Origin of the sequence: Pseudomonas sp. SWRI111, from assembly GCF_014268555.1 — a bacterium.
Taxonomy (GTDB): Bacteria; Pseudomonadota; Gammaproteobacteria; order Pseudomonadales; family Pseudomonadaceae; genus Aquipseudomonas; species Aquipseudomonas hamedanensis.
Genome location: NZ_JABWQQ010000015.1, coordinates 58,374 through 80,922 on the forward strand (window position 1 = coordinate 58,374; position 22,549 = coordinate 80,922).

Sequence of the window (22,549 nt, forward strand, 5' to 3'; positions counted from 1 at the left end):
ACTCCTACAGGGGGTCTATATCGGTTTCAGAATCGGGTTCATAACAATAATAAAATCGCTGCACTCAGAGGCTCGCCCCCATGGCCGCACCTGCTTCGCCGCTGTCCCACGACGCGATCGTCCAGACTTCCTGGCAACGTTGCCGCGCGTTCGGTCTCGACCATCAGAGCACACCGGCCTTCGATCAATTGCCTGCGGCCGGCATTGCGCGCCTGCTCGACAGTCATCATTCACTGGTGCAGACCACCCACCAAGAGGTCCTGCCCTATTACGAAAACATCCTCAGCAACTCCAATTGCCTGATCATGCTCGCCGACAATCAGGGCCAGGTGCTGACTTCGTGGGGCACCCAGCGGTTTATCGAGCCGAATCTGGCGCGGGGCTTTCAGGCCGGGGCGAGCTGGATGGAACGCAGCAGCGGCACCAATGCGATCGGCACTGCGCTGGCCTGCGAACAGGCAGTGCACATCGAACACGACGAGCATTTTCTCAAGGCCAACCGCTTCATGACCGGCTCCGCCGCGCCGATTTTCGATGCCGAGCGCAAGGTCATCGCCGTGCTGGATGTGTCCAGCGACAGCTACCTGCCGCCCTCGCACACCCTCGGCATGGTCAAAATGATGAGCCAGACCGTGGAGAACCGGTTGATCCTCAACCTGTTTCATGGCCAGCATTTTCAACTGACCTTCAACACCGGTTTGAACAACCTCGACAGCCAATGGGCCGGGTTGTTGATTTTCGATGAGAGCGGTCAGGTGCTTTCGGCCAATCGCCGCGCCGACAACTTGCTCGGTGTGCGCCTGTCACGGGTCAGCGTCGAAAGCCTGTTTAAGGTCTCGCTGCTGGAGCTGATCAATCAGCCCGAGGGGTTGCCGTTTGCCTTGCAGACTTGCGGGCGCAACCGTTTTCAATGCTTGTTGAAACGACCGAAACAGGCGCCGGTTCAGGCGCGGGTGTTTGTCGCCGAGGACAAGCGTGCGTCAGCCAGTGCGATCAGCCTCAATACGCTGCATTTCGGCGACAGCCGCGTGGAAAAAGCCGTGCGCCAGGCCGAACGGTTATTGGAAAAAGACATTCCGTTGTTGATTCACGGCGAAACCGGGGTCGGCAAGGAAGTCTTCGTCAAAGCCCTGCACCAGGCCAGTTCACGCAGCAAACAGGCATTTATTGCGGTCAACTGCGCCGCCATCCCCGCCGAGCTGGTCGAGTCGGAACTGTTCGGCTACGAGAAAGGCGCTTTCACCGGCGCCAACCAGAAAGGCAGCATCGGCCTGATCCGCAAGGCCGACAAAGGCACGCTGTTCCTCGATGAGATCGGCGATATGCCGCTGCCAACCCAGGCGCGCCTGTTGCGAGTGTTGCAGGAACGTTGCGTGCAACCGGTGGGCAGCAGCGAATTGTTCCCGGTGGATCTGCGAATTATCTCGGCGACCAATCGCTCGTTGCGCGAGCAAGTGCAGTTGGGCCGCTTCCGTGAAGATCTGTATTACCGCATCGGCGGCCTGACCCTGGAACTGCCGCCGCTGCGTGAGCGCAGTGATAAACAGGCGTTGTTCAAGCGACTGTGGGAACAGCATCGTGAGCCGACGCAATGGGCGGGGCTGAGCCCAGAGGTGTTGGAATTGTTTGAAAAGCATCCGTGGCCGGGGAATTTGCGACAGGTCAGCAGCGTGATGCAGGTCGCTTTGGCGATGGCAGAAGAGCAACCGGTGCGGCCGGAGCATTTGCCGGATGATTTTTTTGTCGATCTGGAGATGGAGCCAGTGGAGACGGCGCCGCCGCTGGGGCTGGATTTGAATGATGTTGACGCGTTGAATCGGGAGTTGAAGGCGGCTGGGGGGAATATTTCGCATCTGGCGCGGCGGTTGGGGGTGAGTCGCAATACGCTCTATAAACGGTTGCGGCAGGCTGAATGATAAGGTGACCTCAAGGGCCTCTTCGCGAGCAGGCTCGCTCCCACAGGGGGGACTTGTGTCGATCACAAGAGCATGCATGACGCAAATCCAATGTGGGAGCGAGCCTGCTCGCGAAGGCGTCAGCCGGTCAACTCTGGTCCTGAGGAAGAAAAAACAAAACCCGCACAAGGCGGGTTTTGTTTTAAAGCAGACAAGGCAATCAGTCCGCCAGACGCCAGGTCGTGCCACCCTTGCCATCTTCCAGCACCACACCCATCGCCGTGAGCTGATCACGAATCCGGTCCGACTCGGCCCAATCCTTACCCGCCCGAGCCGCCAGACGCGCGGCAATCAACGCATCCACTTCTGCCGCATCGACACGCCCTTCAGCGCCTGCCTGCAGGAAGTCATCGGCCTCGAGCTGCAACACGCCCAGCACACTCGCCAGTTCTTTCAAGCGCGCCGCCAGACCGGCCGCTGCATCGAGATCACTCTCACGCAGACGGTTGATCTCGCGCACCATCTCGAACAGCACGGCGCACGCTTCGGGGGTGCCGAAGTCGTCGTTCATCACCGTGGTGAAACGCTCGACGAACGCTTCGCCGCCGGCCGGCGCCACAGACGGCAGACCTTTCAGCGCGTGGTAGAAACGCTCCAGTGCGCCCTTGGCGTCCTTGAGGTTGTCTTCCGAGTAGTTGATCGCGCTGCGGTAGTGGCTCGACACCAGCAGGTAGCGCACGACTTCCGGGTGGTACTTGTCGAGTACGTCGCGGATGGTGAAGAAGTTGTTCAACGACTTGGACATCTTCTCGCCATTGATGCGAATCATCCCGCAATGCATCCACGCGTTGGCGTAGGTCTTGCCGGTGGCCGCTTCGCTCTGGGCGATCTCGTTTTCGTGGTGCGGGAACTCCAGGTCGCTGCCGCCGCCATGAATGTCGAAGGTCTCGCCGAGGCAGCAGGTCGACATGACCGAGCACTCGATGTGCCAGCCCGGACGTCCTGCGCCCCATGGCGATTCCCAGCTCGGCTCGCCCGGCTTGGCGGCTTTCCACAGCACGAAGTCGAGCGGGTCTTCTTTCGACTCGTCGACTTCGATACGCGCGCCAATGCGCAGGTCTTCGATCTTCTTGCGCGACAGCTTGCCGTAGCCCATGAACTTGGCGACGCGGTAGTACACGTCACCATTGCCTGGCGCGTAAGCGTAGCCCTTGTCGATCAGGGTCTGGATCATCGCGTGCATGCCAGCGATATGATCGGTGGCGCGCGGTTCCATGTCCGGTTTCTGGATGTTCAACCGTGCTTCGTCTTCGTGCATCGCGGCGATCATGCGCTCGGTCAGCGCTTCGAACGATTCACCGTTCTCGCGGGCACGATTGATGATCTTGTCGTCGATGTCGGTGATGTTGCGCACGTAGGTCAGGTCATAACCGCTGAAGCGCAACCAGCGCGTCACCAGGTCGAACGCGACCATGCTGCGGCCGTGGCCGAGGTGGCAGTAGTCGTACACGGTCATCCCGCAGACGTACATGCGCACCTTGTTGCCATCCAGCGGCTTGAAGACTTCTTTGCTCTTGGTGAGCGTGTTGTAGATCGTTAGCACGTTAGTTCCTTGACTCACTCACTGGCCCCACGAATCACGCAGGGTCACAGTACGGTTGAATACCGGCTGACCGGGTTTCGAGTCCTTCAAATCAGCGACGAAGTAACCTTCGCGCTCGAACTGGAAACGGTCTTCCGGCTGTGCGTTACCGAGCGATGGCTCAGCGCGACAACCGGTCAGCACTTGCAGCGAGTCAGGGTTGATGTTGTCGAGGAAACTGGCGCTGTCTTCGGCCTTTTCCGGGTTCGGCGAACGGAACAGGCGATCGTACAGACGCACTTCGCACTCGACGCTGGCGGCGGCCGGCACCCAGTGGATCACGCCTTTGACCTTGCGGCCTTCCGGGTTCTTGCCGAGGGTGTCCGGGTCGTACGAGCAACGCAGTTCGACGATGTTGCCGTCGGCGTCCTTGATCGCTTCGTCGGCACGGATCACGTAGCTGCCGCGCAAACGCACTTCACCGGCCGGTTCCAGGCGCTTGTAGCCCTTCGGCGGCTCTTCCATGAAGTCTTCGCGGTCGATGTAGATTTCCCGGGCGAACGGCAACGCGCGCACGCCCATGTCTTCTTTCGGGTGGCGTGGCAGTTCGAGGTTTTCGACCTGGCCTTCCGGGTAGTTGGTGATGACCACTTTCAGCGGACGCAGCACGCACATGGCGCGCGGTGCGCTGTGGTCGAGGTCGTCACGGATACTGAATTCGAGCATGCCGAAGTCAACCACGCCGTCGGAACGGTTGGTGCCGATCATTTCGCAGAAGTTGCGGATCGATTTTGGTGTGTAGCCACGGCGGCGGAAGCCCGACAGCGTGGACATGCGCGGATCGTCCCAACCATTGACGTGCTTTTCGTCAACCAGTTGCTTGAGCTTGCGCTTGCTGGTGATGGTGTAGTTGAGGTTCAGACGGCTGAACTCGTACTGGCGCGGGTGCGCCGGCACTGGCAGCGCGTCGAGGAACCACTCGTACAGCGGACGATGGCTTTCGAACTCGAGGGTGCAGATCGAGTGGGTGATGCCTTCGATCGCGTCCGACTGACCGTGAGTGAAGTCGTAGTTCGGGTAGATGCACCACTTGTCACCGGTCTGGTGGTGATGGGCGTGGCGAATGCGGTACATGATCGGGTCGCGCAGGTTCATGTTCGGCGAAGCCATGTCGATCTTCGCGCGCAGTACGCGAGCACCGTCCGGAAATTCACCGGCCTTCATGCGCGCGAACAGGTCGAGGTTTTCCTCAACCGAACGGTCACGGAACGGGCTGTTCTTGCCCGGCTCGGTCAGGCTGCCACGGTATTCCTTGGCCTGCTCGGGGGTCAGGTCATCGACGTAGGCCTTGCCGGCCTTGATCAGCTCGACCGCCCAGTCGTGCAACTGGTCGAAATACTGCGAGGCGTAGCGCACCTCGCCTGCCCATTCGAAGCCCAGCCACTGCACGTCGCTTTTGATCGCGTCGATGTATTCCTGATCTTCCTTGGCCGGGTTGGTGTCGTCGAAACGCAGGTGCGTGACACCACCGAACTCCTGGGCCAGGCCGAAGTTCACGCAGATCGACTTGGCGTGGCCGATGTGCAGGTAGCCGTTGGGCTCCGGCGGGAAGCGGGTCACGATCTGGGTGTGCTTGCCCGAGTCCAGGTCTGCCTGGATGATCGGCCGCAGGAAGTTGACCGGCACGGCAGGGCCGGACTTGGCATTCGAGGTAGGGTCGACAGTGGGCTTGCTCATAGGATCCTTGACTTACATGTGCGCGGCCGCAAAGAGGGGCCAGACAAAACAAAGCCGCTATCATAGCCGATGCTGTCAAGGGCCTGACAGAGCAGGCCCTATAAAGGCATGCATTTAATCACCGCGAAATGAAAAACCGCCTCGAAATTCGCGCCTGTCACGCTAAACTGCGCACCTTGGCCGAAGCAGGCTGAACCGGTTTTCAGGCCAGGTGTCGGAAAACCACGAATTCCCTATACAGAGTAATGACCATGACTCAAGTCAAACTGACCACCAACCATGGCGACATCGTCATCGAACTGAACGCTGAAAAGGCGCCGATCACCGTTGCCAACTTCATCGAATACGTGAAGGCCGGTCACTACGAAAACACCGTTTTCCACCGCGTCATCGGTAACTTCATGATCCAGGGCGGCGGTTTCGAGCCTGGCATGAAAGAAAAGAAAGACAAGCGTCCAAGCATCCAGAACGAAGCGGACAACGGTCTTTCCAACGACAAGTACACCGTCGCCATGGCCCGCACCATGGAGCCGCATTCGGCTTCGGCGCAGTTCTTCATCAACGTTGCCGACAACACCTTCCTCAACCACAGCGGCAAGAACGTGCAGGGCTGGGGCTACGCGGTATTCGGTAAAGTCACCGAAGGCACCGACGTTGTCGACAAGATCAAGGGCGTGTCGACCACTTCCAAGGCCGGCCACCAGGACGTACCTGCTGACGACGTGATCATCGAGAAAGCCGAGATCATCGCAGCGTGATATTGCTGATTTCAGACTTGCATCTGGAAGAGGAGCGCCCGGACATTACCCGGGCGTTTCTGGATTTGCTCGCCGGACGCGCCCGCTCGGCGAGTGCGTTGTACATCCTCGGCGACTTTTTCGAGGCGTGGATTGGCGATGACGCCATGACGCCCTTTCAGCGTTCCATCTGCCAGGCACTGCGCGATTTGAGCGACAGCGGCACGGCCATCTTTCTGATGCACGGCAATCGCGACTTCATGCTCGGCAAGGCGTTCTGCAAAGAGGCCGGCTGCACGCTGTTGAAGGACCCGAGTGTCGTGCAGTTCTACGGCGAGCCGGTGCTGCTGATGCACGGCGACAGCCTGTGCACCCGCGACGTCGGCTATATGAAACTGCGCCGCTACCTGCGTAACCCGATCACCCTGTTTATCCTGCGCAACCTGCCCTTGCGTACCCGGCACACACTGGCGCGCAAACTGCGCAACGAAAGCCGGGCTCAGGTGCGGATGAAGGCCAATGACATCGTCGATGTCACGCCGGAAGAAATTCCGCGGATCATGCAGGCGTTCGGGGTGAAAACCCTGATTCACGGGCACACCCACCGCCCGGCGATTCACAAGTTGCAGCTCGGTGAGCAGGCGGCGAAGCGGATTGTCCTGGGCGACTGGGATCGTCAGGGCTGGGCGTTGCAGGTGGATGAGAGCGGGTACGCGTTGGCGCCGTTCGATTTTGCCCCGCCGCCTGCCCTGCCCGCCCCCACTCTCTAAAGCCGAACACAAAACCCAATGTGGGAGCGGGCTTGCTCGCGAAAGCGGTGTATCAGACAAATCAACGCTGAATGACACATCGCCTTCGCGAGCAAGCCCGCTCCCACATTTTTGACCGCGTAGTGCCTCAATGCCCGCTGGCGGCAGGTCCGGCCTTGGCGGCAAACGGCGGCTTCGCCAGCCACACGATCAAGATCAACCCCATGAACCCCCACCCGAGCAGCGTGAAGTAATCCACGGTCGACAACATGTACGCCTGACTGGTCAGAATCTGATCCATCTGCGCATACGCCGACTGACCCGCCCCGCCCAGCGTATTCAAGGTCTCGCGCGTCGCCGGCTCGAACGTGCTGATGCTCTCGCTCATGTAGGCATGATGCTGATCGGCCCGGCGAATCCAGATCCACGTCGTCAGCGAGGCCGCAAAGCTGCCGCCCAACGTGCGCAGAAATGTCGCCAGACCGGCACCGTCGGCAATCTGGCTCGGCGGCAGATCCGACATCAGAATGCTCAACGTCGGCATGAAGAACAGCGCCACGCCAATGCCCATGAACAACTGCACCAGGGCGATGTGCTGAAAGTCGACCTCATTGGTGAACTCGGCGCGCATGAAGCAACTCAGGCCAATCGCCAGAAACGCAATGCCGGCGAGCAGACGCAGGTCGAACTTGTGCGCGTACTTGCCGACAAATGGCGACAGCAGCACCGGCAGAATACCGATCGGTGCCACGGCCAGACCGGCCCAGGTCGCGGTGTAGCCCATTTGCGTTTGCAGCCACTGCGGCAGGATCAGGTTGATGCCGAAGAAACCGGCGTAACCCAACACCAGCACCAGCGTGCCGATACGGAAGTTGCGATAGGCGAACAGGCGCAGGTTGACCACCGGATGGCGGTCGGTCATTTCCCAGATCACGAACACCGCCAGCGCCACCACAGAAATCGCCGCGCCGACGATGATGAAGTTCGACTCGAACCAGTCCAGGTCATTGCCCTTGTCGAGGATCACCTGCAACGCACCGACGCCGATGATCAGCGTAATCAACCCGACGTAATCCATCGGCTGACGGCTGGTCACGACCGGCCGTTTAGCCAGTTGCGAACGCACCACCATCACCGCAAAGATGCCGATCGGCACGTTGATGAAGAAGATCCATGGCCAGCTGTAACTGTCGGTGATCCAGCCACCGAGAATGGGCCCGGCAATCGGCGCAACCACCGTGACCATCGCCAATAACGCCAGGGCCATCCCGCGTTTCGCCGGCGGATACACCGCGATCAACAGGGTTTGGGTCATCGGGTACAGCGGCCCGGCGACCAGCCCCTGCAACACCCGAAAGCCAATCAGCTCGGGCATCGAGGTCGAGATTCCGCAGAGAAACGACGCCAGCACAAACAGCATGGTCGCCCACAGAAACAGCTTCACCTCGCCGAAGCGGCGGCTGAGCCAACCGGTGAGCGGCAGAGCAATCGCATTACTCACCGCAAACGAAGTAATGACCCAGGTGCCCTGCTCCGAACTCACGCCGAGGTTGCCGGAGATCGTCGGCAGTGCGACGTTGGCGATGGTCGTGTCGAGCACTTGCATGAACGTCGCCAGCGACAGACCGATGGTGCTGAGCAACAGGCTGGGCGGCGTGAAAGAAGCGTTATTGCTCATGGTGAATCCTATGAAACCGGGTTGGCGCTGCGTCCTGATGAACACAGCCGGCCTTGTGGGAACGGGCCCCTGTGGCGAGGGGATTTATCTGTGGCGAGGGGATTTATCCCCGCTGGACTGCGCAGCAGGCCCGTTTTTCCTGAGCCAAAAGAGGGGCCGCTTCGCGACCCAGCGGGGATAAATCCCCTCGCCACAGATAAATCCGCTCGCGACAGATAAATCCCCTCAGCCACAAGGAGCGCACCTGAAAGATCGTGGTGTCAGCGCTGCGCGGTCTTGTCCGCCGCAGCGCTGTTGTCGTGAATCAGCTGCGCAATCATCGCGTCCGCTTCAGCCAGTTGGCGGTCGTAGACGTTGGTGCTGAACGAGGCCTTTTGCGGTGGTTGCTGCGCCAGCACCGGGCCGCTCTGATCGTGCAGATTCACTTCAACGTTGGTCGACAGCCCCACGCGCAATGGGTGCCTGGCCAATTCTTCGGCATTGATGTGAATGCGCACCGGGACGCGCTGGACGATCTTGATCCAGTTACCGGTGGCGTTCTGCGCCGGCAGCAGGGCAAACGCGCTGCCGGTGCCAGCGCCAAGGCTGTCGACGGTGCCGCTGTATTTCACGTCGCTGCCATAGATGTCGGCCTCGATATCGACCGGCTGGCCGATGCGCATGTCACGCAGTTGGGTTTCCTTGAAGTTGGCGTCGATCCACAGTTGATCCAGCGGAATCACCGCCATCAGCGCGGTGCCCGGCTGCACGCGCTGACCGAGCTGCACGGTGCGCTTGGCGACGTAACCGGTAACCGGCGCGATCAAGGTGCTGCGGGCATTGGTCAGGTAGGCCTGACGCAGATCGGCGGCGGCCGACATCACATCCGGATGCGACGAGACCACGGTGTCGTCGACCAGTGCGCTGGTGGTTTTCAGTTGCTGTTTGGCGTTGGCCAAGGCGTTCTGCGCCGAGGTCAGGTCATCGCGGGCGTGGGACAGCTCTTCCTGGGAAATCGCCCCGCCCTGGGCCAGATTTTTCCGCCGGTTGTAGTTGTCCTGGGCCTTCTGCACTTCGGCCTGTTGCGCGTTGACCTGGGCCTTCATGCCGTCAACGTTGCTGTACAAGCCGCGCACCTGACGCACGGTGCGCGCCAGTTTGGCCTTGGCACTTTGCAGGCCGACTTCGGCATCGTTGGGGTCGAAGTTGACCAGTACCTGGCCTTCGTGGACCAGATCACCGTCGTCGGCGCCGATGCTGACCACGGTGCCGGTGACCAGCGGTGTAATTTCCACCACGTTGCCGTTGACGTAGGCATCGTCGGTGCTTTCGTTAAAGCGTCCGATGAACTCGTGATAGGCCCAGACGCCGGCGCAGGCGAGTGCGACCACAACGGCGAGGGTCAGCAACAGCACTTTGCGTTTGCGCGGGTTACCGGTGTCCGGGGTGTTGCCTTGAGCTTGGGTGTTTTCGGCAGTGGCCATGACAAATACCTTGAATTATTGGTGCGACGAGGCTGGGCTGGCGTTGGCTGCGGTCAGGCTTTCACCCTGGAAGCCGCCGCCCAGCGCTTGCATCAGTTGAATCGACAGGTCGATCTGCTCGGCATTGAGGGTCGCCAGTTGGCGCTGGGCCTGGAGCAATTGCTGCTCGATGCTGAGCACGTCCAGGTAGTTGCCGATGCCGGAACCGTAACGCTGGACGACGGTGTTGTAAGAATCCTGAGCGATGTCGGTGGCGTGTTGCTGCGCACCGATCTGTCGACCGATATCACGCAACTGGTTGATCGTGTCGCCAACATCGCCGAGGGCTTTCACCAGACTTTTGTTGTACTGCGCCACCGCAAGATCGTAATCGGCATCGCGCGCATCGAGGTTGGCGCGCAGGCGTCCGCCATCGAAGATCGGCAGCGACACGGTCGGCGCGATGTTGAAGAAGCGACTGGCGGAACCGAACATCGCATCCCCCAGCAACGACTCGGCGCCGGCCGAGGCCGACAGGTTGAGGTTGGGATAGAAACGGGTTTTCGCCGCGTCGATATCTTTGCTCGCCGCTTCGACACGCCAGCGCGCCGCGACCAGATCCGGGCGGCGACCGAGCAGTTCCGCCGGCAACACCGACGGCACGGCCACAGCGCTGGCTTGCAGGACTTTCGGCCGGGCGATTTCGTTACCGCGATCCGGGCCTTTGCCGAGTAATACAGCCAAAGCGATTTTCGCGCTGTTCAGGCGCTTTTCCGCATCGATCAGGCTGGCCTGAGAACTGGCTTCCAGACTCTGGGTTTGCTGGAACTGGTACTGGCTGTCGATCCCCGAACTCAAGCGGCGCTGACTGAGGTCGAGCATTTGCCGGGTGCGCTTGAGGTCTTCACTGGCGAGGTCGTACACGATGTGCGCCTGGCCGAGATCGCTGTAAGCGCGGGCGACGTCAGCGGCGAGTGTCAGCTGCGCGGCCTGACGGTCGACTTCAGCAGCGCGAGCCTCGCCGAGTGCGGCTTCCCAGGCATCGCGCTGGCCGCCCCATAAATCGAAGTTGTAATTGAAACCGGCGCTGACATTGCGCACCGTCGCATAGGCACCGCCCTGCCCCAACGGATCCTGGTCGCGGGCCAGACGCGAACGGCTGATGCCGGCGCTGGCGTCGAGGGTCGGATAACGTTCGGCATCGGCGGCGTACGCGGCAGCACTGGCCTGATGCGCGCGGGCTTCGGCGATTTGCATGTCCGGGCTGTCGTGCAGGGCTTCGCGGATCAGACCGTCGAGCTGCGGATCGCCGAGGCTGCTCCACCAATCGCTTTTCGGCCACGCCGCCGGTGACAGCTTGACGCCGTTCAGAGACTGCGCTGTCTCAAGCTTCGCCGCATCGAGGCGCTGACCTTCGGTGTCGAGGCCGCTGTAGTTGGCGCAACCGGCGAGGATCATCGCCGACAGCAACAGCGTCAGGCTGCTGCGCAAGGTTTTAGCGCTCATTGTGTTCACCTAAACGCTGGACGGTGATCGGGTCGCCGGCCGCCAGGAGGATTTTCTTGAGGATGTATTCGAGGGTTTTCAGCTCATCGCGGGAGATGGCGCCGGCCAGCTCGTTCATCGCGTCGGCGCCGATGTACGGCAGACGATCGGCCAGTTGCTGGCCCTGCTCGGTCAGTTTCAGTTGCACCTGACGCCGATCGCCTTCGCTGCGCTGGCGGATCAGGAAACCTTTCTGCTCCAGACGATCGAGCATGCGCGTCATCGACCCGCTGTCCAGCGACAAATGCCGGCACAGCTCGGCCGGGGTGTCGACGCCGAACTGGGCCATGATGATCAACACCTTGAACTGCGCGGCGGTAATGCCGTGCGGTTCCATGTGGGTGTCGATGATCCGGTCCTTGAGCAACGCGGCACGGCCCAGCAACAGGCCGAGGTGGCAATGTTTGAATTCGTCGGGCGTGAAATGCTTCATGTGTCCACCTAATAACTGCCTAGGCAGTGAAAGTATGTCGAGATGTTACTGCTTAGGCAGCGAATGTCAACGCAATAGTTAGGGGGCTTGGTAATTAGTTGATCAGTAGGCTTGGTTTTTGCGGCGCGGCGCCGGACGCCATCGCTGGCAAGCCAGCTCCCACAGGGGGAACGCATTTTCAGTGTAGGAGTGAGCCTGCTCGCGATGAGGCCTTAAGCCGCACCCTCTCTGCTGGCTGGAAAGCCGCCTTCGCGAGCAGGCTCGCTCCCACATTTGACCTGTGGCAGGCACACATTCATGTCTGCTGGAGATCCCTGTGGGAGCGAGCCTGCTCGCGATGGCATCCTTTCATTCACCATCAATGGTGCGGCTGATGGCGTCATCGCGAGCAGGCTCACTCCTACAAGGGGAACGCATTCCAAATGTGGGAGCGAGCCTGCTCGCGAAGGGCGCGACTCGGTTCAAATGAGCAGGTGTGCGCTAGAAATCGCGTTTGTAAAAGATATCCAGCGAACTGGCCACGCCGCTGGCCGCTTCGACATAGACCTTCTTGCTCAGCTTGTAGCGCAACGCGATGGTGCTGGCCGGTTCGAACACGCCGACGCCGTAGCGCAAGCTGAGTTTCTCGGAGATGTTGCCGCTGGCGACGACGCTGGTTTCGTTGCCGCTGCCCTGAGTGTCGAGCTGGAAATCCTGAATCCCCAAGTCCTTGGCCAGACCACTGGTGACCCCGGCGCTGCCCATCAAGCCCAGGCCCAATGCGGCTTGCGCGAGCATGTTGTTGTCTTCGCCATTGGTGCTCAGCGGGCGCCCCAGCACCAGATAGGACAAGGCTTGCTCCTGACTCATGGCCGGTTCGGAGAAGATTTGCGTCGTCGGCTGTTCGGCGCTGCCACTGAGCCGGATGCCGGCGATGACGTCGTCGGTCTGGCGAATCGCCTCGATGTCCAGATACGGCTGGTCGATGGGCCCGGCAAACAACAGACGCGCACGCCGCACCGTCAGGCGCTGCCCGTAGGCGCGGTATTTGCCGTCGTTGAGCCAGAGTTCGCCACGGGTGTCCATGTTGTCGCCGATGTGCACCTGACCTTGCAGATTGGCAGTCAGGCCAAAACCGGCAAAACTCAGCTTGTCCTGGCCGACGATGACATCGATGTCCATTTTCATCGCGATGGGCGGTTTGCCCTCTTCGGTCTGCGCCCCGACGATGATGGTGTCGTCGGAGACTTTCACCGTCGACGGCGGTAGCTCGCGCACGGTGATTTCGCCCTTTGGCACCAGCACCTTGCCGGCAATTTTCAGCTCATCGCCGGCCATGGAAATTTTCAGATCCGGGGCCATCTCAAGCTTGGCGTAGGGTTCGACGCTGACCGGCAATTGCGTGCCCTTGAGTGCCAGGTCGACCACCAGCGCCGGCCCCCAGGCCACATCACCGTTGAGGCTACCCTGCCCGCGCGGGCCACTTTTCCAGCCGCCGTCCAGACGCACCGCTTCGCCAGCGATCACCGCTTTGAGCTGCAAATCCTGCAACTCCATCGGCAGTTCGGCGCCAGACACTTCGCCGTCGCTGAGCTGCACGGTGCCATTGACCAATGGCGCGAGCAGGCCGCCGGAAAGCGTGCCGCTGCCGTTGAGGTGCCCGGTGAGTTTCTCCACCATCGGCACAAACGGCCGCGCCACGGACACGTCCAGACCGGTGAGGCGGAACGAGCCCGTCAGCGGTTTGTTTTTCGGCAGTGGATTGAGCTGCGCCTGCACCATCAACTCGCCCAGTTTGCCGCCGACGAAGTTGAGTTCGGTGTCGACGCGCTTGGGCGTGAGTTTGCTGGTGAGCTTGAGCGTCTGGTACGGAAAGTCCAGCCACTGCTCTTTGTCACGCACACGCAGGGTGCCACCACTGGCATCGACACTGACCACGCCGTTCGGGCCGCTCGCTGGCAGGTCCAGTTGCAGATCGGCGTTGAGCCGGCCCTGCCAGGCAAAGTCCTTGGGCAGCCATTGCGCAAGGCTTTCGATCGGGAATTGCTTGAGGTGATAGCGCAATTTGGGCTCGGGCATCAGCCGCTGGTCTTCACCACACAGGCTGGCGTTGCCGGACAGCCAGCAATGCGCGCCGAAGTTGATCTGGCCGTCCGCCAGGCGTTCCAGCTTGGCCGGACTTTGCAGCCTCCAGTCCTGACCGCCAACCTGAATGTCGCCGCTGGCCAGCCGCCCGCGCCAGTTGCCCTTGTCCAGATTGCCGTCCAGACCCAGCGCCAGTTTCAGCTTCGGTCCGATCAGGTCGAGGTTGAGTTTCTGGCTTTTGATATCGCCCTGAGCATTGGCCGTCAGGGTGCCCAGCGAGGTATCGCCCGCGTGAATGCCGCTGCCTTTCAAATCGATCTTCGCCCGTTGCGCACTGTCGAGGGTGGCGTCGAGGTTAAGGCTTTGCAGGCGATTGTCCTCAAACACCAGCTGCGAACCTTGCAGATTCAACTTGCCCTGCGGCGCCTTCAGCGTGCCGGCGGCGTTGAGCTGGCCGTTGATCTGCCCGCGCAACTGCGGCCACAGCTGGGCCAGTCGCGGCAATTTGATGTCGATCTGTCCGCTGAGTTTTTCGTGCAGGCTGCCCTTGCCGCTGATGTGGTTATCGCCGAGGCGGATTTGCAGGGCGTTGAGGTTCCACTGTTCGCCGGCACCGTCAGCCTTGGCTTGCAGAATCGCCGGTTGACCACGCAGTTTGCCTTTGAGGTCGAGGTCGGCGCTGAGGCTCAGCCGTTCATTCTTCATTTCGCCTTTGCTCTTCAGCGGCCCGGCCAACGTGCCCGGCAGTTCCGCGACCCAATACGCCGGGTTGAGCGCCGACAAGTCCAGCGCCGTGTCCCAGGCGATACCGTCGGCGAAGCGCACATTGACGTGCCCTTCTGCCTTGCCCTGCCCGGCCTGCATGACCAGTTGCGGCAAGGCGATCTGTTCGAGGCTGCCGCTGAACGGACTGCTCAGGGTGAACGCCCCCGCCGGGCCATCCAGCGCGGCGGCGAAGTTGCCCAGATATTGTCCGTCGGTGTAGGAGACTTCGCCGATGAATGTGCGCAATGCGACTTGCGGCTCGTCGATCTCCGGATAGAGCCGATGCCAAGGGAAGTCTTGCCAGTTGATGTTGGCCTGGGCGCTGAGGCCTTTGCTCCAGTCGACATTGCCGGTGAGCTTGAGGCTTTGCGTGTCGTTGGCGTTGAGGTCGAGCCCGGCGATTTGCGCGCCGTTGGCGTCGACCTTGCCTTTGAGCAACAGCGCCACTGGCGATTTTTCGGCGGGCAAGGTTGCGTTGCCGACAAGCTGGTAACCGTTTTTCAGGTCGCCTTCGCCCGTCAGTACAAGCTGATTGAATTGCAGGGTGTCAGGCAGATCGGCGCTGGGTTTGAACGCGTCGCTGGTGATGCGCACCTTGGCCGGTAGATTTTCCGCCAGCGCTTGCAGTTCACCGCTCAACTGGCCGTCGAGGTAGCCACGGCTGTCGGCTTGCAGGTTGAGGGTTTTCAGCAAATCGCCGTCGACCTTCAGCGCCAGTGTCCAAGGTTCAGTGCCCGGCGCCGGCAAGGTCAAATCGCCCTGGATGTTCAGCGGCCAGTTGCCGCTCGGTTGCAGCAAACCGGAGAGGTTCAGGCTGAGTTCGTCGCGCTGCAATTTCACGCTGTCGATCTGCAAGCCCTGAGCAGTCCAGTGCGCCGCCAGTCGCAAGCCCTTGAGCTGTTCGCTGCCGTTGAACAATAGGCTGCCCACCTCAACATCGCCCAGCTCGATCGCCAGCGGCAATTGCAGATCCGGCGGTTGGATGGGGCCGCTCGGCGCGGTGTCTTCGCTCGGTGGAAATTGCAGACTCACCTGATCAGCCTTGAGCTGATCGATGCACAAGGTCATGCGTGTCAGGCACAGCGGCGACCAGGCGAAGATCGCCTTGTTCAGCTCAACGCGGCTCGTGTCTTGCTGCCAAACCAAATGATCGGCGCTCCATTGACCACCGAGGCGACCGTTGAAATTCTCCACGCTCAAGCCCGGCACCAAGCCCAGCGCCCAGCGGCTGCCCGCCTGCGTGCCAAGCAATGCCGCAAGGCTCAAGACCACCAACAAGACCAGCGCCAAAACCGTCAGCGCCGTTATTTTCACACCACGCTTCACAGCTCAGGCCCCATGGAAAAGTGCAGCCGGATGCCGCCGTCGTCGTCCAGCGCGTGGGCCAGGTCGAGGCGGATCGGCCCGACCGGCGAGACCCAGCGCACACCCACACCAACCCCGGTCTTGAGGTTCGGCAGTTCGAGTTTGTTGAAAGAGTTGCCCTGGTCGACAAAGGTCGCGACCCGCCATTTCTCGGCGACCGAATACTGATATTCGACGCTGCCGGCGACCATATAACGGCCGCCGATGCGGTCGCCCTTGGAGTTTTTCGGCGACAGGCTCTGATAGTCGTAACCGCGCACGCTCTGATCGCCACCGGCAAAGAAGCGCAGCGACGGCGGGATCGAGTTGTAGCCGTTGGTGGCGCTGCCGCCGACTTGTACGCGACCGAGCAGACGGTGCTTGTCGAAGACGGTGGTCAGGCCTTTGACCAATGCAGTGCCATAGAGAAGGTTGTTGTCCGAACCGAGGCCTTCCTTGGCCACTTTGCTTTCGAAGCTCAGGCGATAGCCGTTGCGCGGGTCGATACGGTTGTCACTTTTCAGGTACGAATAACTGATGCCGGGCATCAGCAACGTACTGAGGCCCGAATCGTCGCCGAGTTCATATTCTTCGCGCTGCCATTTCAACGAGATCACCCGTTGCCAGCCGCTGGGCAACTTGCTGTGCCATTCCGGGCCGAAGGTGAGCAGTTTGCTCAGCGTGTCAGAGCCTTCAATGTCCTCGAATTGATAACCGCCGGCCCAGCGCAATTTGTCGGTCAGCGGCGGATCGAGCGGAATGTCATAGAACAGCCCGACGTTTTGCCGCGGCGCCGACAGCTCGGCCTCCCAACCATAGCTGTCGCCCTGCGGATTGACCCAGTGCCGCGTCCAGTTAGCCCTGACCCGCGGGCCGACGTCGGTCGAGTAACCGAGCCCCAGGCCCATGGTCCGTGGTTTGCGCGTGTCGAGCTTGACGTCCACCGGGATCACATCGTTCTTCGCCGCGGTCGGCGCGGCGTCAACACGCACGCCTTCAAAATAGCCGCTCGATTGCAGGTCGCGGTTAAGTTCGGCGATCAGTTCGGAGTCGTAGGGTTCGCCAGCCTTGAATGGCACCATGCGTTGCAGCAGGTCTTCGTCGAACGGCGTGTCGCCTTCGAAACTGACTTTGCCCAGTGCATAACGCGGGCCGCTGTCGTAGATCAATTCAATGTCGGCCACACCCGCGCGCGGGTCGACCATCAGTTTTTGGCTAGTGAAGCGACCGCTGAAGAAACCGAAACGCGAGGCCTGGTTCTGGATCACTCGCTTGGCGTCTTCGTAGCGGCCATGGTTGAGTGGCGCACCGGATTTGAGCTGATCGCTCTTCGGTACGCGGAAGGATTTGAGCGAGGCCGCCGGGCCGTCGACGCGGATGATGACGTTGCGCAGGCGAATCGGCTCGCCGGGATCGATGTTCAGCACCAGGCGCGGTTTATCGCCGCCCTTGACGTCACTTTCAATCTGCGCCTGGTAATAGCCCAACGCCTGGGCAGCCTTGCGCGCCTGCTCCTCGGCACCGCGACTGAAGCGCTGCAAGGCTTCTTCGTCGCGGTCGCCGAGGCTGCCGATATAGCCTTCTATATTGGCCTTGAGTTCATCGTTGGACGGTTTGATCCGCACATCCAATTCACTTTGCGCCAGCGCCGCGCAGCTGGATAACAGCATCAGCACGCCACTGGTAAATCTTCCTGGAAACTTCATAGGCGCGGATGCTATCAGGGCTGGGGAGCCTGATAGAACAGGAAATTTCTGAAGAAGTTCGATGATTAACCCGTTGCTGTTTGTAACACCTGCGGATTGGCGTGGAAAAATACGTGTTCGCGCACCGGCCCGACGGCAACCTCGCCGATCTCCTGATAACCCTGCCTTTTGTAGAATTCCAGGTAGCGCGGGTTGCCGGTGTCGAGCACCACGCCTTGCGAGGTCTCATCCACCGCGCACCAGTTGTGCACGGCGGTGAGCAATTGTTCGCCGTAGTGCTTGCCCTGAAACTGCGGATGCACGCCGAGCAACGGCAGCATGTGCACCGAGTCACCGGGCACGCACGCCGCGACGGCATCGTGATATTCCAGATAACGCCGGGTGCAGCGAAACCCAGTGCTGAGCACCATGCGCAGGCGCCATGCCCAACTTTCGGTGATACCGAGGCGACGTTGTGGCGGTGCAATCAGGGCAATGCCGATCAGTCGGTCGTTGACCAGCAGGCCGATGGCGGGCAGGTCCTGGAGAAAATGCTGTTTGACCCGTTCGCGCACCGTCGCGCGCACGCGCTGTTCATAACCGGGGCGCTCGGCTTCGAACAGATACCCGAAGGTCGGTTCGTGGCGATAGGCCTGATACAACAACGAGCGGGCTTCGCGGGAATAGCCGCGGTCGAGCATATGAATGTCGGCGATGGCGGTCTGGGTTTCAGGCATGACGGTGGATCTCCCCGGGGCGCGCTCGGAGGATGGCGCGCTTGTTGGTACGAACCTTTTGACGGAGGCGTGGTTCCCTCACAGGTTAGACCAGCCCTGGATCTTCATCGAATGTGGGGACGCTATCGCGAGCAGGCGAAGGCCTACATTTTGGAATGCGTTCCCCTGTAGGCCTTCGCCTGCTCGCGATAGCGTCATCACTAACAACGTGAATCCCACAGGTGAAATTGATTTGTCCCACACTGGCCCATCTCCCCCATGTCAGCTAGCATCGCCCTTTTGCCAGGACTGCCGACCATGAAGATCGTTTCCTTCAACATCAACGGACTGCGTGCCCGTCCGCATCAGCTGGCAGCGCTGATCGAAAAACACCAGCCGGATGTGATCGGCCTGCAGGAAACCAAGGTTCACGACGACCAGTTCCCCCTCGACGACATCCGCGCGCTCGGCTACCACGTGCATTTCCACGGCCAGAAAGGCCATTACGGTGTGGCCCTGCTGTCACGCCACGAGCCGATTGCCATCCACAAAGGCTTCGCCACTGATGACGAAGACGCCCAGCGCCGTTTCATCTGGGGCACTTTTGCTGATGCCAATGGCGTGCCGGTGACGATCATGAACGGCTATTTCCCCCAGGGAGAAAGCCGCGACCACCCGACCAAATTCCCCGCCAAGCAGCGTTTCTACAGCGACCTGCAAGCCCTGCTGGAAAGCCAGTTCCATAACGAACAGCCGCTGGTGGTGATGGGCGATGTGAACATTTCCCCGGAAGACTGCGACATTGGCATCGGCCCGGACAACATGAAGCGCTGGCTGAAAACCGGTAAATGCAGCTTCCTGCCTGAAGAACGTGAGTGGATGGCGCGGCTGAAGAACTGGGGCCTGACCGACAGCTATCGTCACCTCAACCCGGACGTGACGGACATGTTCAGCTGGTTCGACTACCGCAGCCGTGGGTTTGAAGATGAGCCCAAGCGTGGGCTGCGCATCGATGTGATCCTGGCTTCCCACGGCTTGCTGCCGCGTGTAAAGGATGCCGGCGTGGACTACGAACTGCGCGGGATGGAAAAGCCGTCGGACCATGCGCCGATCTGGCTGGAACTGGCCTGATCCCAAGTCTTACGCATTACCTGTAGGAGTGAGCCTGCTCGCGATAGCGTAGTGTCAGTCGATGCAAATGTTGACTGATATATGGCTATCGCGAGCAGGCTCACTCCTACAAAGGACCGTTGTCATATTTCGGTCACGCGTCTGACTTAATCTCCCCGGCAATCCCCTTGGCTTGATTCGGTGCCGGCATGACCCTGCGTGTTCTGTTCGTCTTTCTCTCGAGTGCCTGGCTGACGGTGGCTGCCGCCGCCCTGCCCATTCCGGAAAACGGCCCGGCGTTGCGCATTCAAGGTTCCAACACCATCGGCGCCGAACTCGGCCCGGCACTGGTTGAAGGCCTGCTGCAGGAACAGGGCTTGCTGAAAGTCCACCGCGAAACCCCGGACACCGCCAACGAACAACGCATCGTCGGCCAGACCGCCCAAGGTCAACGCGTAGTCGTCGACGTTGCCGCCCACGGTTCCAGCACCGGCTTCACCGCGTTGAAAAACGCCAGCGCCGATCTGGCCGCCGCCTCCCGTGAGATCAAGGACAGCGAGCTGCTCAGCCTGCAATCACTTGGCGATCTGAAGAGTCCTGCCGCCGAACAAGTCATCGCCATCGATGGCCTGGCGATCATCCTTCATCCCGACAATCCCCTTCAGCAACTGGACACCGCCCAACTGGCGCGAATCTTCGCCGGTGAAGTGAAAACCTGGGAAGCCCTCGGCGGTCGTGGCGGGGCCATCCATTTATATGCGCGGGATGATCAGTCCGGCACGTACGACACGTTCAAGGAACTGGTCCTCAGTCGTCATGGGAAAAGTCTGAGCAGCGCAGCGAAAAGGTTTGAAGCCAGCGAGCAATTGTCCGATGCGGTCAGCAGTGATCCGCAAGCCATCGGTTTCATCGGCCTGCCTTATGTGCGTCAGGCCAAAGCGCTGGCGATTGCCGATGGCGCATCGCAAGCGATGTTGCCGCTCAACAGCCTGATCGCCACCGAGGATTATCCGTTATCCCGGCGGCTGTTTTTCTACCTGCCGCCCGACAACCAGAATCCGTGGGCGCAGGCCTTGGCGGCGTTTGCGCAAAGCCCCCAGGGCCAGGCGATCGTCGCCGCCAGCGGGTTTATCAGTCAGACCGTACACGCCATGACCGTCGCGCCGAATGCACTGATGCCCGAGGGTTATCAATCGCTCAGCCGTCACGCCCAGCGTCTGACGGTGAATTTTCGTTTTGAAGAAGGCAGCGCGAGCCTGGACAACAAGGCCCGGCAGGATCTGGCGCGGGTGTTCGACTATATAAAGCGTCACGGCAAGATGGATCGGGCGGTGACGCTGGTGGGTTTTGGCGATCTCAAGGATGATCCGGCGCGCGCCGATCTGCTGTCCAGACTGCGGGCGATGACGGTGCGCCGCGAGCTGGTCAAGAATGGCGTGGTGTTGCGCGAAGTGCGCGGGTTCGGCGCGTTGATGCCGGTGGCGGCTAATAGCGCCGATGAGGGACGGATCAAGAATCGGCGGGTTGAGGTTTGGGTGTATTGATCCGGATCCTGTGGTGGTGAATTCGAAGGCCCCTTCGCGAGCAAGCCCGCTCCCACAGGATCTGTGGCGTCCACAAATCCATTGTGGGAGCGAGCCTGCTCGCGAATGAGGCGACGCGGTCTTACTGACCGCTACGCAACATTTCCTTCGGCACATATTTGCCGATTTCGAACTTGCCGATCGCCGCGCGGTGCACTTCGTCCGGGCCGTCAGCCAGGCGCAGGGTGCGCTGCATGGCATACATATAGGCCAGCGGGAAATCGTTCGACACCCCCGCCCCGCCATGCATCTGAATGGCGCGGTCGATCACTCGCAGCGCAACGTTTGGCGCCACCACCTTGATCTGGGCGATTTCGCTTTTTGCCACTTTGTTGCCGACCGTGTCCATCATGTACGCCGCTTTCAATGTCAGCAGACGCGCCATGTCGATCTCCATTCGCGAGTCGGCGATCTTGTCGACATTGCCGCCCAGGCGTGCCAGCGGTTTGCCGAACGCGGTGCGGCTCACCGAACGTTTACACATCAGTTCCAAGGCACGTTCAGCCATGCCGATCGAACGCATGCAGTGGTGAATCCGGCCCGGGCCGAGGCGACCCTGAGCGATTTCGAAGCCGCGTCCTTCGCCAAGCAGGACGTTTTCGTACGGCACACGCACGTTGTCGAACAGCACTTCGGCATGACCGTGCGGTGCATCGTCGTAACCGAACACCGGCAGCGGACGGACAATTTTTACCCCGGGGGTATCGACCGGGACGAGGATCATCGAGTGCTGGGCGTGACGCGGGGCGTCGGGGTTGCTCAGGCCCATGAAGATCAGAATCTTGCAGCGCGGATCGCAGGCGCCGGAGGTCCACCATTTTTTGCCGTTGATCACCCACTGATCGCCATCGCGCACCGCGCTGGCGGCCATGTTGGTCGCGTCCGAAGACGCCACGTCCGGCTCGGTCATGGCGAACGCCGAACGGATCTCGCCGCGCAGCAGCGGTTCCAGCCAGCGCTGTTTCTGCTCTTCGTTGGCATAGCGCACCAGCACTTCCATGTTGCCGGTGTCCGGCGCCGAGCAGTTGAACGGCTCCGGCCCCAGCAGGGAACGGCCCATGATTTCCGCCAGCGGCGCGTATTCGAGGTTGCTCAGGCCGGCACCGAGTTCGGACTCAGGCAGAAACAGATTCCATAGACCTTCAGCCTTGGCCTTGGCTTTGAGCTCTTCCATGATCGCCGTCGGTTGCCAGCGATCACCTTCGGCGACCTGGCGTTCGAACACCGCTTCGGCCGGGTAAACGTAAGTGTCCATGAACGCAGTCACGCGCTCACGCAGTTCTTGCACCTTGGGCGAATAAGCGAAATCCATGAGCAGCTCCCGATGGTTAAGGCAGTTCTTGCAGAGGTTGTTCAAGTCATGCAATCGATGCTAGAACAGCGCTGATCATTTACCTAGCCTATTCTCGGCGTGTATAAACATTCATCACCAATATATGATCCGCTGATCGTCAGCCCCAAAACACTTGCACTTAATAACAAGA

15 protein-coding genes are annotated in these 22,549 nt (G+C 60.7%); 5 read left to right on the top strand and 10 right to left on the bottom strand.

Going from position 1 to position 22,549, the window contains the following annotated elements; genetic code table 11:
* Positions 1 to 80 precede the first annotated feature (80 nt).
* Positions 81 to 1,916 carry a sigma-54-dependent Fis family transcriptional regulator gene (locus tag HU755_RS17850; RefSeq protein ID WP_186634982.1) on the top strand — a complete coding sequence of 612 codons (1,836 nt, stop codon included), beginning with the start codon at positions 81 to 83 and terminating at the stop codon, positions 1,914 to 1,916.
* A 199-nt stretch (positions 1,917 to 2,115) separates the two neighbouring features.
* Here HU755_RS17850 and cysS read toward each other — a convergent pair whose 3' ends face one another.
* Both cysS and HU755_RS17860 read right to left on the bottom strand, forming a co-directional pair.
* On the bottom strand, positions 2,116 to 3,498 hold the full coding sequence (gene cysS / locus HU755_RS17855; RefSeq protein ID WP_186634985.1) for a cysteine--tRNA ligase: 1,383 nt from the start codon (positions 3,496 to 3,498) through the stop codon (positions 2,116 to 2,118).
* An 18-nt stretch (positions 3,499 to 3,516) separates the two neighbouring features.
* Positions 3,517 to 5,214 carry a glutamine--tRNA ligase/YqeY domain fusion protein gene (locus HU755_RS17860; RefSeq protein ID WP_186549934.1) on the bottom strand — a complete coding sequence of 566 codons (1,698 nt, stop codon included), beginning with the start codon at positions 5,212 to 5,214 and terminating at the stop codon, positions 3,517 to 3,519.
* A gap of 251 nt (positions 5,215 to 5,465) precedes the next feature.
* Between HU755_RS17860 and HU755_RS17865 the strand changes: the two genes are divergently transcribed.
* Together HU755_RS17865 and lpxH are read left to right on the top strand one after the other, a co-directional pair.
* A complete protein-coding gene (locus HU755_RS17865; protein WP_186549931.1) occupies positions 5,466 to 5,972 on the top strand; it encodes a peptidylprolyl isomerase in 507 nt (168 codons plus the stop codon).
* Positions 5,969 to 6,721 carry a UDP-2,3-diacylglucosamine diphosphatase gene (lpxH, locus tag HU755_RS17870; protein WP_186634988.1) on the top strand — a complete coding sequence of 251 codons (753 nt, stop codon included), beginning with the start codon at positions 5,969 to 5,971 and terminating at the stop codon, positions 6,719 to 6,721. The genes HU755_RS17865 and lpxH overlap by 4 nt, the downstream gene beginning before the upstream one ends.
* 127 nt (positions 6,722 to 6,848) lie before the next feature.
* On the opposite strand, the gene HU755_RS17875 is transcribed toward lpxH, so the two are convergent.
* The 7 genes from HU755_RS17875 to HU755_RS17905 form a co-directional block, all read right to left on the bottom strand.
* The gene (locus tag HU755_RS17875) at positions 6,849 to 8,378 is read right to left on the bottom strand and encodes a DHA2 family efflux MFS transporter permease subunit (protein WP_186634992.1); all 1,530 of its coding nucleotides are present in this window, start codon (positions 8,376 to 8,378) and stop codon (positions 6,849 to 6,851) included.
* 260 nt (positions 8,379 to 8,638) lie between these two features.
* Positions 8,639 to 9,841, bottom strand: a complete 1,203-nt coding sequence (locus HU755_RS17880; protein ID WP_186634995.1) for an HlyD family efflux transporter periplasmic adaptor subunit — start codon at positions 9,839 to 9,841, stop codon at positions 8,639 to 8,641.
* Positions 9,842 to 9,856: 15 nt separating this feature from the next.
* Positions 9,857 to 11,326 (bottom strand): efflux transporter outer membrane subunit, encoded by a 1,470-nt coding sequence (locus HU755_RS17885; RefSeq protein ID WP_186634998.1) that lies wholly within the window; start codon positions 11,324 to 11,326, stop codon positions 9,857 to 9,859.
* Positions 11,316 to 11,798, bottom strand: coding sequence for a MarR family winged helix-turn-helix transcriptional regulator (locus HU755_RS17890; protein ID WP_186635001.1), 483 nt, complete (start codon positions 11,796 to 11,798; stop codon positions 11,316 to 11,318). The genes HU755_RS17885 and HU755_RS17890 overlap by 11 nt, the downstream gene beginning before the upstream one ends.
* 480 nt (positions 11,799 to 12,278) lie before the next feature.
* On the bottom strand, positions 12,279 to 15,953 hold the full coding sequence (locus HU755_RS17895; protein WP_186635004.1) for a translocation/assembly module TamB domain-containing protein: 3,675 nt from the start codon (positions 15,951 to 15,953) through the stop codon (positions 12,279 to 12,281).
* Positions 15,950 to 17,677 carry an autotransporter assembly complex family protein gene (locus HU755_RS17900; protein ID WP_186635007.1) on the bottom strand — a complete coding sequence of 576 codons (1,728 nt, stop codon included), beginning with the start codon at positions 17,675 to 17,677 and terminating at the stop codon, positions 15,950 to 15,952. The genes HU755_RS17895 and HU755_RS17900 overlap by 4 nt, the downstream gene beginning before the upstream one ends.
* A 65-nt stretch (positions 17,678 to 17,742) precedes the next feature.
* Positions 17,743 to 18,393, bottom strand: a complete 651-nt coding sequence (locus HU755_RS17905; protein WP_186549916.1) for an N-acetyltransferase — start codon at positions 18,391 to 18,393, stop codon at positions 17,743 to 17,745.
* Positions 18,394 to 18,690: 297 nt separating this feature from the next.
* On the opposite strand from HU755_RS17905, the gene xthA reads away from it, so the two are divergent.
* Positions 18,691 to 19,503, top strand: a complete 813-nt coding sequence (xthA, locus tag HU755_RS17910) for an exodeoxyribonuclease III (protein WP_186635010.1) — start codon at positions 18,691 to 18,693, stop codon at positions 19,501 to 19,503.
* 188 nt (positions 19,504 to 19,691) lie between these two features.
* Positions 19,692 to 21,026: a substrate-binding domain-containing protein gene (locus HU755_RS17915; RefSeq protein ID WP_186635013.1), complete on the top strand. Its 1,335-nt coding sequence runs from the start codon at positions 19,692 to 19,694 to the stop codon at positions 21,024 to 21,026.
* Between the two features lie 121 nt (positions 21,027 to 21,147).
* Here HU755_RS17915 and HU755_RS17920 read toward each other — a convergent pair whose 3' ends face one another.
* A complete protein-coding gene (locus tag HU755_RS17920; RefSeq protein WP_186549910.1) occupies positions 21,148 to 22,377 on the bottom strand; it encodes an acyl-CoA dehydrogenase in 1,230 nt (409 codons plus the stop codon).
* Positions 22,378 to 22,549 lie beyond the last annotated feature (172 nt).

Coding starts and splice junctions, on each gene's coding strand:
- HU755_RS17900 (WP_186635007.1), bottom strand. CDS start 17,677: ATGAAGTTTCCAGGAAGATTTACCAGTGGCGTGCTGATGCTGTTATCC.
- HU755_RS17860 (WP_186549934.1), bottom strand. CDS start 5,214: ATGAGCAAGCCCACTGTCGACCCTACCTCGAATGCCAAGTCCGGCCCT.
- HU755_RS17905 (WP_186549916.1), bottom strand. CDS start 18,393: ATGCCTGAAACCCAGACCGCCATCGCCGACATTCATATGCTCGACCGC.
- HU755_RS17865 (WP_186549931.1), top strand. CDS start 5,466: ATGACTCAAGTCAAACTGACCACCAACCATGGCGACATCGTCATCGAA.
- HU755_RS17890 (WP_186635001.1), bottom strand. CDS start 11,798: ATGAAGCATTTCACGCCCGACGAATTCAAACATTGCCACCTCGGCCTG.
- HU755_RS17915 (WP_186635013.1), top strand. CDS start 19,692: ATGACCCTGCGTGTTCTGTTCGTCTTTCTCTCGAGTGCCTGGCTGACG.
- xthA (WP_186635010.1), top strand. CDS start 18,691: ATGAAGATCGTTTCCTTCAACATCAACGGACTGCGTGCCCGTCCGCAT.
- HU755_RS17920 (WP_186549910.1), bottom strand. CDS start 22,377: ATGGATTTCGCTTATTCGCCCAAGGTGCAAGAACTGCGTGAGCGCGTG.
- HU755_RS17850 (WP_186634982.1), top strand. CDS start 81: ATGGCCGCACCTGCTTCGCCGCTGTCCCACGACGCGATCGTCCAGACT.
- HU755_RS17885 (WP_186634998.1), bottom strand. CDS start 11,326: ATGAGCGCTAAAACCTTGCGCAGCAGCCTGACGCTGTTGCTGTCGGCG.
- HU755_RS17880 (WP_186634995.1), bottom strand. CDS start 9,841: ATGGCCACTGCCGAAAACACCCAAGCTCAAGGCAACACCCCGGACACC.
- HU755_RS17875 (WP_186634992.1), bottom strand. CDS start 8,378: ATGAGCAATAACGCTTCTTTCACGCCGCCCAGCCTGTTGCTCAGCACC.